The organism is Hyphomonas sp. FCG-A18, assembly GCF_045287255.1.
In the GTDB taxonomy this organism is placed as follows: Bacteria; Pseudomonadota; Alphaproteobacteria; order Caulobacterales; family Hyphomonadaceae; genus Henriciella.
This window is the reverse complement of sequence record NZ_CP137142.1, coordinates 2,422,249-2,435,321: the sequence shown is the minus strand read 5'-3', so window position 1 is coordinate 2,435,321 and position 13,073 is coordinate 2,422,249. Positions and strand designations below refer to the sequence as shown.

Annotated in this window: 14 protein-coding genes; 6 read left to right on the top strand and 8 right to left on the bottom strand. The window is 56.8% G+C overall.

Annotation, left to right across the window (positions count from 1 at the left end):
- Positions 1–2: 2 nt before the first annotated feature.
- Genes RYZ27_RS12110 through fliL form a run of 3 tightly spaced genes read right to left on the bottom strand, consistent with a single transcriptional unit; the run spans position 3 to position 1,639 of the window.
- Positions 3–638, bottom strand: coding sequence for a MotE family protein (locus tag RYZ27_RS12110; protein ID WP_406679774.1), 636 nt, complete (start codon positions 636–638; stop codon positions 3–5).
- Entirely contained in the window at positions 625–1,128 is a 504-nt protein-coding gene (locus RYZ27_RS12105; protein ID WP_406679773.1) for a hypothetical protein, read from the bottom strand. Before RYZ27_RS12105 ends, RYZ27_RS12110 begins: the two co-directional genes overlap by 14 nt.
- A gap of 4 nt (positions 1,129–1,132) precedes the next feature.
- Positions 1,133–1,639, bottom strand: coding sequence for a flagellar basal body-associated protein FliL (gene fliL, locus RYZ27_RS12100; protein ID WP_406679772.1), 507 nt, complete (start codon positions 1,637–1,639; stop codon positions 1,133–1,135).
- A gap of 125 nt (positions 1,640–1,764) precedes the next feature.
- Here fliL and fliF point away from each other — a divergent pair, with 125 nt between their 5' ends.
- Genes fliF through RYZ27_RS12075 form a run of 5 tightly spaced genes read left to right on the top strand, consistent with a single transcriptional unit; the run spans position 1,765 to position 6,155 of the window.
- Positions 1,765–3,276 carry a flagellar basal-body MS-ring/collar protein FliF gene (gene fliF / locus RYZ27_RS12095; protein ID WP_406679771.1) on the top strand — a complete coding sequence of 504 codons (1,512 nt, stop codon included), beginning with the start codon at positions 1,765–1,767 and terminating at the stop codon, positions 3,274–3,276.
- Complete coding sequence (locus RYZ27_RS12090; protein WP_406679770.1) at positions 3,269–3,958, top strand: hypothetical protein; 690 nt, start codon at positions 3,269–3,271, stop codon at positions 3,956–3,958. The genes fliF and RYZ27_RS12090 overlap by 8 nt, the downstream gene beginning before the upstream one ends.
- Positions 3,951–4,271, top strand: a complete 321-nt coding sequence (locus tag RYZ27_RS12085; protein ID WP_406679769.1) for a FliM/FliN family flagellar motor C-terminal domain-containing protein — start codon at positions 3,951–3,953, stop codon at positions 4,269–4,271. The genes RYZ27_RS12090 and RYZ27_RS12085 overlap by 8 nt, the downstream gene beginning before the upstream one ends.
- Positions 4,272–4,320: 49 nt before the next feature.
- On the top strand, positions 4,321–5,052 hold the full coding sequence (locus tag RYZ27_RS12080; protein ID WP_406679768.1) for a flagellar type III secretion system pore protein FliP: 732 nt from the start codon (positions 4,321–4,323) through the stop codon (positions 5,050–5,052).
- Entirely contained in the window at positions 5,052–6,155 is a 1,104-nt protein-coding gene (locus RYZ27_RS12075; RefSeq protein ID WP_406679767.1) for a FliG C-terminal domain-containing protein, read from the top strand. The genes RYZ27_RS12080 and RYZ27_RS12075 overlap by 1 nt, the downstream gene beginning before the upstream one ends.
- A 67-nt stretch (positions 6,156–6,222) precedes the next feature.
- Here RYZ27_RS12075 and RYZ27_RS12070 read toward each other — a convergent pair whose 3' ends face one another.
- The 5 genes from RYZ27_RS12070 to RYZ27_RS12050 all read right to left on the bottom strand — a co-directional run bounded on the left by RYZ27_RS12070 (position 6,223) and on the right by RYZ27_RS12050 (position 11,992).
- Positions 6,223–7,332, bottom strand: a complete 1,110-nt coding sequence (locus tag RYZ27_RS12070; RefSeq protein WP_406679766.1) for a flagellar basal body P-ring protein FlgI — start codon at positions 7,330–7,332, stop codon at positions 6,223–6,225.
- A 4-nt stretch (positions 7,333–7,336) separates the two neighbouring features.
- Entirely contained in the window at positions 7,337–8,314 is a 978-nt protein-coding gene (locus RYZ27_RS12065) for a flagellin (RefSeq protein WP_406679765.1), read from the bottom strand.
- 4 nt (positions 8,315–8,318) lie between these two features.
- Positions 8,319–9,767, bottom strand: coding sequence for a flagellar hook-associated protein FlgK (flgK, locus tag RYZ27_RS12060; protein WP_406679764.1), 1,449 nt, complete (start codon positions 9,765–9,767; stop codon positions 8,319–8,321).
- A gap of 25 nt (positions 9,768–9,792) precedes the next feature.
- A complete protein-coding gene (locus RYZ27_RS12055) occupies positions 9,793–11,097 on the bottom strand; it encodes a flagellar hook protein FlgE (protein WP_406679763.1) in 1,305 nt (434 codons plus the stop codon).
- 88 nt (positions 11,098–11,185) lie between these two features.
- The gene (locus RYZ27_RS12050) at positions 11,186–11,992 is read right to left on the bottom strand and encodes a flagellar motor protein MotB (protein WP_406679762.1); all 807 of its coding nucleotides are present in this window, start codon (positions 11,990–11,992) and stop codon (positions 11,186–11,188) included.
- 158 nt (positions 11,993–12,150) lie between these two features.
- Between RYZ27_RS12050 and RYZ27_RS12045 the strand changes: the two genes are divergently transcribed.
- The gene (locus tag RYZ27_RS12045) at positions 12,151–13,062 is read left to right on the top strand and encodes a FliM/FliN family flagellar motor switch protein (protein WP_406679761.1); all 912 of its coding nucleotides are present in this window, start codon (positions 12,151–12,153) and stop codon (positions 13,060–13,062) included.
- The last annotated feature ends 11 nt before the right edge of the window (positions 13,063–13,073 follow it).

The following is a 13,073-nucleotide window of genomic DNA, read 5'->3' as shown; positions in this document are numbered from 1 at the left end:
GGCTAATCGCTGGCGTTGCGAATGTCGCCATTCTTGTTGGCCATCTCAACACTGACCGTATAGGCCTTGCTGGCGTCCATTTGCGCCAGAACGAGGCCAGCCTGATCGCTATTGATCATACGCAGGAAGCCTGCGGCGAAGGCCGGGTCCATCTGGTCAAAGATCTGGGCGGCCTGTGAGGGCTTCATAGAGCCATACATTTTGGCGAGGTGCTGCAAGTCTTCATCAGAGACGCGCTGCATGTCGGCCCAGCGTTGATCCAGCTCATCACGCAGGGCGGTGAGGTCGCGGGCCTGAGCTTCCAGTTCGGCTTCCCAAAGGGTAAGTTCGAGCTGGCTCTGCGTTAGAGCGGCGAGTTCTTCCTCAAGCCGTTTCTTGTCGGCAGTCAGCGCCTCTGCGGCCTCTCCGGTCAGGCAAACTTCATCAGGGGCACCTGTTGATGGGCTCGGTAGCTTTTCTGTATCGGAAACGACTAGTGAGGCGGTCTGCGCAGCGGAGACTGATGCGGCAATTTTCGGTTCCGGGCCATCCTCCGCTGTGGCGATCGCAGCGGGCAGGAAGCGCGCGGCCCCGCCCAGCGTGAACAGGATGCCGAGGGTGAGAAGGACGTTTGAGGTCTTGGACTTAGAAGAGATCATGTTCTAGGCCTGCCTGTTTGCGGTTGGGAATTGTGCCGGTATCGATATCGGGCGCTGATACAGCCGGGATGGTCGCGGAGATGTTCTGCAACTCCATGAGCAGGGTGCGCATCTCAACGATACGTTCAACCGAGGCATCGAGCATTTTGCGCATCATTGCCTCCAGCTCATCATGCGAGGTGCCGAGCTTGTCGGTAATCGCGTCATTGCGGGCTTCAAGCGTGTCCATGGCCACTTGCAGGGCTTCGCAGGCCTGTTGGGCCTCAGTGATCAGCGGGGGCAGACGATTGGCGAGCTGCAAGACCTGCGCGCGCGTTTCATTGGTGGAGGCAGACAAAGCCGACATCGACTCTGAAAACGCGACAATCGTCGCGCCAAGACCATCCTTGGTGTTTTGCAAGGCTTTCAGGCGACGGCTAAGCACGATGCAGTAAATGCAAGCGGCGGCCGAAATCAGGAAGATGGCAATGTCGGACGGTTCAAAAGCCACGGCGCTACCTCAACAGAAACTCAGTAATCAGAACGCCTTGCGAGGCTTCGCCACCAAGGACAAGCTCTGCCCGGCGGCCAAGCTGTTCACGAAGGTGCGGATAGAAAGCGGGGTTCTCAAAGTCGCTTACCTCAACCGAGCGGAGATAATAGTTAAAGGAATCGATGAGCAATGGCTTGGCCTTCTCAACATCCTTAACCGAATCCGCGTTGGTTACGATTGAGGCGTTAATCTTCAGGAATCGGTTCGCTGGAGCGCTGCCAATGGTGATCAGGATTTCATCCAGTTCAACATAGCGCTGATCAGCGGAAACCTTTTTCGTCAGCTTGATTTCCGTTGCCTCGGTGACCGGCTCACAGGCTGCAACCGCTTGAGGAGCAGGTTCATTCAATAGGAAAGATACGCCAAAAGACCCCGCCATGGCCGCCACGCCGAGCAAAATTAGCCCAATCATGCCTAGTCCGCCCGACGATTTTTCTGGTGCTTCGGGAGTCTCTTTTGTCTCGCTCATCAGCCCCTCTGATATCGTGTTCAATACACGCCTTAGACCAGCGGCTGGTAAAGGAACTATTAAGACATTTATTACTAATTCTGTGCAATCGGTTAACCAGATTCGCCATTGGAGGCCGCCTGACCATGAAATTCCTGGAGACGCTCAAAGCATTGCCTTTGCCACGACAGTTGATGCTGGCCGGGGCCGTCTTGGGTGTTGTTCTGGCGATGATGTTCATGGTGCGGGGCGCGATGAATGAGCCCATGTCCTTGCTGTATTCGGGGCTTGATAGCGAGCGGTCCGGCGAGATCATGGGTGAGTTGGACAAGCAGGGCGTCAGTTACCAAATTCGGCAGGACGCGATCTTCGTGCCGCAAAGCGCGCGCGATCGCATTCGTATGTCGTTGGCCCAGCAGGGCCTGCCGCGCCCCTCGGTTAAGGGGTATGAACTGCTCGATGATGTGAATGGTTTCTCGGTCACTTCCGAAATGTACAAGGCGTCTTATTGGCGCGCGAAGGAAGGTGAACTGACGCGAACCATTCTGGCCATTCCCGGGGTTGAGTCCGCACGGGTCCATATTGGCGCTAACTTGCGCTCTGGCTTCACACGGGCCCAGCAGAACCCAACTGCTTCAGTCACGCTGACCTCCAGCCGGGATCTGTCGCAGCCTCAGGCTCAGGGCATCCAGTACATGGTCGCACTCGCCGTGCCAGCGCTCAGCCCGGATGATGTGGCGGTGATTGATTCGCGCTATGGCATCCTGATTGGGCCAAATACCTCGAAAGCACAGATGCCGGGTATTATGGCCGAAGACAAAGCCAGCGCGCTGGAAATGAAGATTATGAGCATGCTGGAGGCGCGGCTTGGCCCCGGCAATGCACGCGTCAATGCGACCGTAGACGTCACGCGCGAGCTGGAGCGGATTGAATCGGTTCGGATTGATCCGGAGTCGCGGGTTATTCGCCAGCGCACGGTCAATGATACCAGCGAAACCAGCACCAATGCCGCCGGTGGTGGCCTGACCGTAGCCAGCAACCTGCCGGATGGTGCGGGCGCAGGCGGTGGCGGCGCAAGTGATGTGCGCAATTCGTCTGAAAGCGTCGCCTATGAGTTTAACGAAACCCGCGTGGCCACAGAACGCCTGCCGGGTGAAGTGAAGCGAATCTCCGTCGCGGTCTTGCTGAACGAGACGGCTTTGGGGCTGCAGGATAGCCCGGATGCTGAGGCGATTATTCAATCGACGATTGCCGAGTTTGAGCAATTGATTGCGACAAGTGCGGGCCTGAACGCCGATCGCGGAGATGTTGTTACGGTTGAGCTGATGCCGTTCCGCCCCATCGAAGTGGCAGAGCTGACCCCGATGCCGAGCATGGTCGAGCGTTTGATCGAGCAGCACCTTTGGTCGGGTGTGCAGATGGTTCTTCTGGCTCTGGTGGTGATCGCTCTGGCGCTGGGCGTGATCCGGCCGATCTTTGCCGCCGGGGATAAGGCCGTTGCTGCGGGTGCCGGTGAAAATGATCCGCTGGCCAATGGTGAGGACGCCGCCAATCCGATCAATTACCTGCAGGATTATGCCGCACAACGTCAGGATGAGACCGCAGCCTTACTGGAACAATGGCTCGCGGAAGACCGCAAGGTGGCCGTGAATGAGTGAGTCCGCTTTCGCCAACCTGCTACAGTTTGAAGCGACGGACGCGCAGCCACAGGCGCGTCCGTCGCAATCTTTTCTAAACCCGCCACAGTTTGGTGATTACCCGCGCGCTGTATCGCCGGCCGCGCCTGAGGCGGCTGCTGATGTGAGTGCGCCCCCACACGACGATGATGCGGCCAAGGCGCTTGCCGAAGATGCCAAACGCGTCGAAGCGCTTGCGCAGGAAAAACAGCAGGCTGTCGAAGAATTGCAGGCCGCCCGCGCCGCGGCAGAGATGGCGGCAAAACAGTTGCAACAGGCCTGTGTCGAGGTTCAGGAACTGGCCAAGCAGGAAGCGGTCGTGATGATGCGGGCAATGGCCGAAGAGCTGTTTCCAGAGCTGAGCCGGGAATTCCTCGGCCATGAACTTGCCCGTCATATTCCGGATCTGTTGCCGCGTAGTGCCGCTGAGGTAACGATTTCAACGTCTGTTGATGTTTCGCTGGCGCTTGAAGAAGCGCTCGCCCACAGCGATGACATGCCCGCCTCATTCTTTCTGAAAGTTGAGCCGGCACTGGGCGATGGCGTGGTTGAAGTCGCCTGGGACCATGGCGGCTATGATTTTGATTTCAAGGCACTGACCGCCGCGTGTAAGGCGCGTTATTTGCCTGCCCCTTTAGATGATAAGGACGACCAGAATGGCTGATATTGCTAATCAAGCAGCACCAGAAGCTGCCCCGGACGCTGATCGCCGCGACAGCTCCCCGGAGAACCAGTATCGCCGCTCTATTTTCAGTGTGCCGGTCTCTGTCACCGTCTCTGTCGGGCGTCAGAAAATCAGTGTCAGTGAACTGCTGGACTTGCAGGAAGATGCCATTCTGCCGCTGGCCACCCCAATTGATGGGCCGGTTGAGCTGATCGTCGAAGGTCGCGTGATCGCGCTTGGCGAGTTGATCGAAGGCGAGGACGGAGGCTTAGCGGTGCGCATCACCGAAATTGCGGAGGACAGCAATGGCTAGCGTCGTCCGCAGCAGAAGGCTGCGACCTGCTATATTGTTTTTTGGGCTGATGCTTGTTGCTCTGTGGTTTTTCGTGCCGCAGAGTTTTGCACAAGAAGCCTTGCCGCAAAGCGGTGATGACCTGACCGGTCTTTTACAAGGCAATGGCGAAGCTGGGTTGAGCAGCACCGTTGTTCAACTTTTCCTCGTCATCACTTTGCTGAGCCTGGCCCCTGGCATTGCGATGATGGTGACGTGCCTGCCTTTCTTTGTGATCGTTTTCTCGATCATGCGGCAATCGATCGGGGTTCAACAGGCCCCACCGAACATGATGATCATGGCGCTGTCCATCTTCCTGACTTTTTTCATTATGGAACCGGTTTTCATGGAAGCCTGGGCACAGGGCGTTAACCCTTATATGGAGGGCACGTTGACAGAGGCGCAGGCCTGGGCCGCGACCAGTGATCCGTTCCGGAACTTCATGGAAAACCGTGTCGATCCGGGCACTCTGGCGGCTTTGTCAGAGGCGGTGAACCGCCCGGTTGCCGAGGGCGGCGAGGCATCTTTCGCGCTCTTGTCGACGTCATTTATGCTGTCTGAGATCAAGCACGCTTTTCAGATTGGGTTCGTAATTTTCTTACCCTTTATGATTATCGATCTGGTTGTGGCGTCAATCTTGATGGCTGTGGGGATGATGATGGTGCCCCCGACGGTTGTTTCCCTGCCATTTAAACTCGGCTTCTTCGTGCTCGCGGATGGCTGGCTGAATATTACTGAAGCGCTTTTAAGAGGTTATTCCTGATGGCTATTGATCGCCGTGCTCCACAAGCCCCTCCGGTTATCCCGCCGGCTCAACGCGCCGCGATCGTGATTGCCCTGCTTAAGGAAGATGCCGCGCGTTCGGTACTGGAAAAGCTGGATGAGCAAGCGCTCAAGCGCGTTCAGGCGTCTCTGGAAGACGTCTCGTTAATGCCGCAAGAGCAAGTCACCCAAGTGGTCATGGAATTCCTCAGCAGCCTGCGTGGCTCTTCCGGTGCGCTGCTTGGTGGCCGGGTCAACACCAAGGAATTGATTGAGGGGATTGTTACAGCGCGCTTTGGCACTCCTGAGGTTGAGCCAGAGAATATGGATGAGGATGCTGAGGCCGCCACTGAAACGATTGATACAGGGTCTGTTTGGGAGCGTGTGGCCAGCAAGTCGCCAGGCCAGCTTGCCGAGTATCTTGGCTCTCTGACTCCGAACCTGATTGCCCGTATCCTGCGTAAGCTGCCGAATGCGTTGGCGTCTGAGATTATTTCTGACTTGCCTGAGGCCAAGATGGAGCCGGTTCTGGGCGTTCTGGTGCATGCCGAGGACGAAGACCCGGCGATTGATGGCATCCTGTGTCGCATGATCGAGATGGAATTCCTCAATAGTGAGCAAGGCGCGGAAGAAGAAGATGAGAGCTATCTGGAATCGGTTGGCGAGATGCTCAGCCTGATCCCATCCGGCAAGCGTGATGTCTTGTTTGCCTTCTTGCAACGAGAGCACGAGGCCAAGCTGGAAAGTATCCAGAAGTCCGTCTTCACACTGGAAGACTTGCCAGCCACACTGCCGCGTGAAGCTGTACCTGTAATCTTCCGTGAGGTCGCAATGGAAGAGATGGTCAAGTTCCTGACCGCCATGCAGGGTGATGCGCAGGCGGCGATGGACCATATGCTGTCCAACACATCCTCCCGGATGGCCGAGCAGTATCAGGATGAGATCTCTGACGCGCCGAAAATGTCCGGGGAAGAGGTCGAGGCCACGCGCCGGGCCTTCCTGTCCAAGCTCTTGGAGCTTAAGCGCCAGGGGGCGATCAAGGTCGTTCCGAAAGCCAAAGGCGAAGCGGAAGCCGCCCCTGCTGAGACCGCCGCAGCGGCTTAGGTCCAGGCGCCGAGGCGCATAAACTGAATTTGCTTAAAATGCGTAAGGGTCAGGCTGATCAAACGGCCTAGCGGATCACCAATTCCGCGTGCAGGGCCCCTGCAGCGCTCATCGACCGGATAATGTCGATCATCTCCTGCGGGGCAACACCAAGAGCGTTGAGGCCGCGGATCAGTTCCGACAAGGTCGAGTTGGGCTGTAGCATGGCAATATTGCCATTGCCGGTCTGCTCAATCGTGATGGTGGACCGTGGCAGGGTGACAGACTCGCCGCGGGCAAACGGGTTCGGCTGTGAGACCACACGGGTTTCGCTGACTTTGATCGAGATGTTGCCCTGAGCAATCGCAACGCGGGAAATGCTGACATCCTCACCGAACACAATCGTGCCGGACTTCTCATCAATCACGATCCGTGCCGGTGTGGTGACCGTGACGGGCAGGTTCTCAATATCGGCAACAATGCGGGCTGGGCTGGCATTGAATGAGGTCAGAGACAGATCAATCGTACCGGGATCGCGCATCACCGCGACCGGACGCCCGAAAGCCGCATTGATTGTGTCTTCAACCTGAGCTGCCGTGGTGAAATCCGGATTGCGCAGCGCCAGTGCCAAGGTGCGGTTCTGGTTGAAGTCATACTGGATCTCACGCTCGATCCGGGCCCCGTCCGGGATGCTGCCGGTTGTCGGCGTGCCACGAGTCTCGCGGGCGGCCTCGGCCTGTACGTCCAGACCACTGACAATGATGCTGCCCTGCGCAACCGCATAGACATTGTTATCGGCGCCCTTCAGCGGCGTCAGGATCAGGGTGCCACCTTCAAGGCTCTTGGCATCGCCGATAGACGCGACGCTGATGTCGATGGTTGACCCTGTGCGGGCAAAAGAGGGCAGGGTGGCGGTAACCAGAACGGCGGCGACATTATTCGGGCGAATGGCCTCACCCTGAACATTCACACCAAGCCGGTCGAGCATGTCAGACAGGGTATCTTCCGTGTACGGCGCATTGCGTACGGAATCGCCTGTGCCGTTGAGACCGACCACGATGCCGTAGCCGACAAGATCGTTCTGACGGACGCCTTCGACGTCGACAATGTCCCGTATCCGGGTCTGCGCGTCACTTGCGGGGACAAAGCTGGTTGGGATGGCCAGAGCGATAAGGAGAGATAGGCAAAGCCACTTCATGGGATTACCTCAGATAGTTGAGTAGGGACAGGTCAGATATCCTCGAGGTGAGGAGATAGGCGGCCTGCAGGTTGGCTTCGAGAAGCTTCACTTCTGTGGCAGCTTCATACTGGTCGCGCGCCGTCAGAGTATTGAAGGCTTGCGTAAGAATGGTCTCCTCAACATCCAGGGTGTCGGCCTTGCGTTCGACCTGTTCCTGAATCAGGCCAAGCTCGGCCCGCAGATTCGTCAGATTGGTCTCACCAGAGAGAATATCATAACTGGCTGCCTGAAGCGGAGCCGTAGAGGTGTCGAGTAGAGGTATGCCTGAATCAGGCTGGGCAATCGCAACAACGGCGAGCCCTTGGATCAATTGCCGGATGGCCGGGTCATTGGCACTGACAGCATCCGGGTCAGAGATATTGTCCGAGCCCTGATAGATGGTCTGATGCCAGCCGCCAGCCGGATCATTGAAATAGGTATCGAGGTCGGTTGCGAATGTCGCGTCATCAGGCGCGTTAATGGCGATCTGGCGAACATCGTCGAGCAAGGTCTCAAGACTACCGAGCGGGTTCGTCGCGGTCGCATCTCCAGAGAACAGGAAGCGATCCCCATGTCGCGCATTCAATGACGCGAAAATCTGCTCCAGAGAGCTTTCGGCATCACTGGCGACGAGGCTGCGGGCGCGCGAGTCTTCCGAGCTCAGGGCCGTATTGAGTTCAACCGCGAGGCCAGAGCTTGCCGTCTGGACGAATTCGAGTTGGGTCTGGGCGACTTCCAGCCGCGTGGCGCGCAGGCTGAGCTGGTCACGCTGCAGGGTCAGGTCGTCCAGAGCCTTCTGGGCGATCATGGCCTTGCCGATGCGACCTTCCAGATGTTGCGTGACATCACCGCGCTGGCCCGTCACGGACTCTTTCGAAGCGACCTCAAGGCGATCCCGCATGCTCGAAATAGTCGGGCCGAGAACGGTTGAGAGAATGCTGTTGGAGATCGGCGAAGGCATAGTCTTACAGCTCCATCAGGGTATTGATCATCTGGCTCGCGACCTCAATGACGCGGGCATTGGCCGAATAGGCCTGCTCTACCAGCAGCAACTCCTGCATCTGGGCATCGATATCGACACCGGATTCAGATTGCTCGGCCTCGATGACGGTTTGATACTGGAACTGGTTCGATGAGAGAACGGACTCGTGCCCAATCCGGGTTTGCCCGGTCAGAGACGAGAAATGCGCGGTCAGATCGGCAACTGAAAACTGGCCCTGCAATCCACTTGTGTTGATCGTATTGATCGCGGTGATTGCATTGAGCATGTTGTTCAGGATCGTGCCATTACCCGGGTCCCCTTCGGCAACAGCACCAAGACCGTCACGCAGACGCCAGATTTCTCCGCCCTGCGCTTCATCCACGGCCGGGTTGAGTTGCAGGCGGGCGGCAAGGCCAGCCCCAGCGGTTGGATCAGGATCAATGAACAGGCCCGGATCACCCGGTGTCTTTGTCGGATCGATAGAGTCATCCGATAAGCGAGTGACCAGATCATTGGCAATCGCATCCAACTGATCACTAAAGGCGGGCAAGTCCTGATCACGGAGCTGGAACAGCCCACCCATCGCGCCACTTGAGATTGCCCCATAGGAGCTGGCTCCCGGTGTGATGTCCACGCCGCCGACGGTCAGGCCTGAGAGCTGACCGCCTGCCAGAGTTTGAGAGGGAGTGAAGACATTGCTCGGGGTGAACTCGATTTCGCGGGCTGTGCCGGCCAGCAAGAACACACCTTGATCGGTCACAACATCAATCGTGCCAAACTCGCGCGGGACCGCCTTAACGGGAATATACTCGGAAATCGTGTCCATGATCCGCTGGCGTTCATCCATCAGCGTGGCAGCATAATTGGAGTTCCGGTCCGTGCCGGTAATTTTGGTGTTCAGTTCCTGAATCTGCTTCAGGGCATCATTCACGGTCTCAACGCCGACAGCGATTTCACGGTCAGCTTCGGCGCGCATATCGACGGCCACGCCGGACAGGGTTTTCAGTTCCTGGATCAGGTCATTGGCGGCATCGATAAAACCACGGGCGTCAACGCCCGATTCCGGCGAGAGCGCCGCCTTTGAGAGAGAGGATTCAAAGCGTGACATGGCGCTGAACAGGCCAGGCCCATCCGCAGTGTCGCCAACGCGTCTGGAGAGATCACCCCAGACCGAAGAGAGTAAGTCGGCCTTAGCCAGGTCGCTGCCAATGCTGCGTCGTTCGCCAACCAGGTACTCATTGCTCGACCGACTAATGCCAGTAACCTTCACCCCGCCTGTGTTACCGCTGACCAGTGCTTCACTCAGGCTGACCGAGCGCCGGACATAGCCCGGCGTTGACGCATTCGCGACATTATTGGCAACAATATCGGCCCGTCTGCTGCTCGCAGTCAGGCCGGATTGTGCGGCGTTGAGGGCGGAAGAAATGCTCACCGGTCAGGTCGCCTTCACACTATGCCTATCGTTTCAGGTTCGTCGTTTCCTGAAGCATCTCGTCTACCGTCTGGACGATCTTGGCATTTGAAGAGTAGGCGCGTTGCGTCTCGATCAGATCAGTCAGTTCCGAAGCGATATCGGTGGTCGATTCCATGATGCTGAAGCCTGAAACCGCACCGGCTGGGCCGCTATCAGCATCCCAGAGATAAAGATCCCCGCTATCGGCGGAGATTGAATAGGCTTGTCCATTCAGAGCGCGCAGCCCATTCATGTTCGGGACGTCAGCCACCGGGATCTGATACAGAGTTCGACGGAAACCCGTATCATAAATGGCTTGCACGAAGCCTTGTTCGTCAACTTCAATCGACTGGAGGTCACCAATTGGCGATCCATCTTTCGTCACATTGGTCGGTGAGAAGGGTGCGGCCAGCTGGCTCATGCCTTCGTCCTGACCCGGGCGACCGATGAAGATGTCGACATCGCCATGAGGCAGGGTCACGGTAACCAAACCAGTTGTTGCGTTATAGCTGGCCCCGCCTGTGGATGCTCCAGTCAGGAGGCGGCCACCATTGGCGACACTATCATCATATTCGAGGTTGAGACCACCAATGCTGGTAGTTGGATCCCCAGCGCTGTCGAAGATTTCAACCGTCCATTGGTTTGAGGCACTTGTGGCCCCAAGCGTTGGCGTGAAATTGAGGCTAAGCGTATGCGAGCGACCGAGATTATCAAAATACTCGATTGGTAGACTAAACGGATCGCCTGAGCTGCCTGGCTCCGTCGCTTCGGCAGGCAAGTTGATGCCAAGATTAACCCGTGTTGTTGGTTCAGCGGTGAATTGCGACGCGCCAACATTCACAGGCTCGAGGTTGATACCGCTATTACGGCTGACGGCGCCGACAGTACCGGTTGAATCCGCAGGCCACCCCATAAGGAAGAGACCACTTTCAGTGCGCAGGTTACCATTCTTGTCAGGCGTGAAAGAGCCGGTTGGAACCATCATAAGACGGCGGTCGGCGGCAAGGGAATTGACCCCTGTGCCATCTGTGACGGGCAAAAGGCCTCGCCCATCAATGGCAAGGTCTGTGGAGTTACCGGTAGTGATCAGAGACCCAAGAGCGGCGATATCTTTAAAGGTCTGAACCCGAACACCGCCAGCCGAATAAGCGGCGCTGCGTTGTTGTAGAACCAAGCTCGAAAAGTCGGTATAGCTTCGCTTAAAACCGGGTGTGGCTGAGTTCGAAATATTGTCGGAAATGGTCGCTAGGCGTGTGGCATTGGCGTTTAGCCCCATCACCCCTGCGTTCAGGGAAGAAGATATCGTCATCGGGTTGCTCCTGCAATCGTATTACAGAAAATTGCCCGCGATATCTTAAGATCGTGATAACGGATTTCTCCGGTGTCTTTTCAACCCTTTATCGGGTCAGGATCACGATCGAAACCCGCCGGTTTTGTGGGGCAGAGGGATCTTCCACGATTAGCGGCTCTGTATAGGCGCGGCCTGAAACTTCGCGGATACGGCTCATGTCAAAGCCTTGCTCTTCCAGGATCCGCCGGGCGGTATTGGCGCGATCTGCTGACAGGCTCCAATTATCGTAACCGCTCTCGGTCCGGAATTGGCGGTTATCCGTATGGCCGACAATTTTCAGATCATTGCCAAAGCCGTCAAAGGAACCAGCGGCAGTGGTCAGCAGCGTGACCAGCAAATCATTTGGGTTGCTGTTGCCGACTGCAAACAAAGAGGCGTCCTCGGAGTCAATCAGCTCCAGAACAATGCCTTCAGGCGACATCTTGATGTCCATATGGGTCGACAGATTCTTGTCGGCCTTCATCATGGCGTCTTTCAACTCCTGCAGACGGCCCTCAAGCGCTTCCTCGCTCAGGTTCTCGATCTCATTACCTTCCCACTTTTGCCGTGAGGCCCCGGTGCCCATTTCGGCCAGAGTGTCTTCTGTAAAGATCGAGGAGCCATTCAAGCCATCGGATCCACCGCCTGAAATCCGGCTGATCGGAATGCTTGGGTTGAAGTAATCGGCAAGACCTTTGCGCTGATCTTCAGTCGTCGCATTGAGCAGCCACATCAAAAGGAAGAAGGCCATCATCGCGGTTACGAAGTCGGCATAGGCCACTTTCCAGGCGCCGCCATGGTGGTCATCGCCCTTAACCACTTTCTTGCGTTTGATGATGATAGGCGTTTCTTCGCCCAGCGCATTGTCATTCATAGGTCTTTGCTCTCATCGGTTATGGAGAGAGATACAGAGAAAAGCCCAAAATAGCGCAAAGAAGAGCAACGCATTTTTCCGGGCTTTGTAACCTTTTAATAACCGTGACGTTTCCCGGCGTAGGGTTCTGGTAACCAATTTCTCTCTATTGGTGATTCATGACTCCATTGCTGCAGAAAAAGACGACTCTTAGTCACGGGATTCCGCCAAGCCTGTTAGGCTGGCAGGATTTCTGGGACATGACGCAGGGTGTTGTGGCGGCATGGGGTAAGACTGCTTTTGGCGCGGCGATGGAGCCGACCTTGAAGCAGCGCAAGGTGATGTCTGCCGAGGAGGTCAAAGCTGATCTGGCTGAAGACAAGGTTCTGGTTACCGCTGCATCTGCTGGTTTTTCTATCGTTGCAATGGATACAAGTTGCGCCGGGGCCTATGCGGCCAAGCGCTTGAACGACCAACCAGAGGCGATTGCTGAACTATCAGACCTTTTGCTGCGGCTGATCTGTGAAGAGCCGCTCGGCGCGATCAAGGCCGCTGTGGCGAAAGCCTTTTCCGATAACCCGAAAGATACAGGCGAAGAAAGCCCGTCTTTTGGAACTGATTTCCCTCTGGCGCCCGGCGGATTTGAATCCGACAGCCGTTATCTGGTGATTGCTTATGTGTTCGCGCTTGAGGGCGTTGAAGCCGGGATAAAGCTCGTTTTTGAACTTGGAGCGTTACGTAAGCTTGCGCGCGATCACGCCAAGCATGGCCATAGCGCGGGAAAGCTGAATGGGTTGCGCGGGACCGATCAGATGCGTCAGACGGTTTTGACCTCAACGGTGAATATTGCCGCGATCCTGGACCGCTCTGAATTGAGCCTTGGGGCCTGTGTGCGCATGGAACCCGGCCAGATTATTCCGCTGCCCAATATTGAGGGCCGCCGCATGATGATGGCGGTCGAAACCCTCGAAGGTCATCAGGATATTGCTCCAGCCGATCTCGGGGCGATCAAAGAAAATCGTGCCCTCAAGCTGACGGGCGCTGTCGATCCATCATTTTTACGCGGTCTGGTGCCGCAGCAGACCGCGTAAGGCTCAAGGAG

Excerpts from the sequence above, each read along its gene's own strand:
- RYZ27_RS12110 (WP_406679774.1), bottom strand. The coding sequence starts at position 638 with ATGATCTCTTCTAAGTCCAAGACCTCAAACGTCCTTCTCACCCTCGGC.
- RYZ27_RS12075 (WP_406679767.1), top strand. The coding sequence starts at position 5,052 with ATGGCTATTGATCGCCGTGCTCCACAAGCCCCTCCGGTTATCCCGCCG.
- RYZ27_RS12070 (WP_406679766.1), bottom strand. The coding sequence starts at position 7,332 with ATGAAGTGGCTTTGCCTATCTCTCCTTATCGCTCTGGCCATCCCAACC.
- RYZ27_RS12090 (WP_406679770.1), top strand. The coding sequence starts at position 3,269 with ATGAGTGAGTCCGCTTTCGCCAACCTGCTACAGTTTGAAGCGACGGAC.
- RYZ27_RS12080 (WP_406679768.1), top strand. The coding sequence starts at position 4,321 with ATGCTTGTTGCTCTGTGGTTTTTCGTGCCGCAGAGTTTTGCACAAGAA.
- RYZ27_RS12065 (WP_406679765.1), bottom strand. The coding sequence starts at position 8,314 with ATGCCTTCGCCGATCTCCAACAGCATTCTCTCAACCGTTCTCGGCCCG.
- RYZ27_RS12055 (WP_406679763.1), bottom strand. The coding sequence starts at position 11,097 with ATGACGATATCTTCTTCCCTGAACGCAGGGGTGATGGGGCTAAACGCC.
- RYZ27_RS12085 (WP_406679769.1), top strand. The coding sequence starts at position 3,951 with ATGGCTGATATTGCTAATCAAGCAGCACCAGAAGCTGCCCCGGACGCT.
- fliF (WP_406679771.1), top strand. The coding sequence starts at position 1,765 with ATGAAATTCCTGGAGACGCTCAAAGCATTGCCTTTGCCACGACAGTTG.
- RYZ27_RS12050 (WP_406679762.1), bottom strand. The coding sequence starts at position 11,992 with ATGAATGACAATGCGCTGGGCGAAGAAACGCCTATCATCATCAAACGC.
- RYZ27_RS12045 (WP_406679761.1), top strand. The coding sequence starts at position 12,151 with ATGACTCCATTGCTGCAGAAAAAGACGACTCTTAGTCACGGGATTCCG.
- fliL (WP_406679772.1), bottom strand. The coding sequence starts at position 1,639 with ATGAGCGAGACAAAAGAGACTCCCGAAGCACCAGAAAAATCGTCGGGC.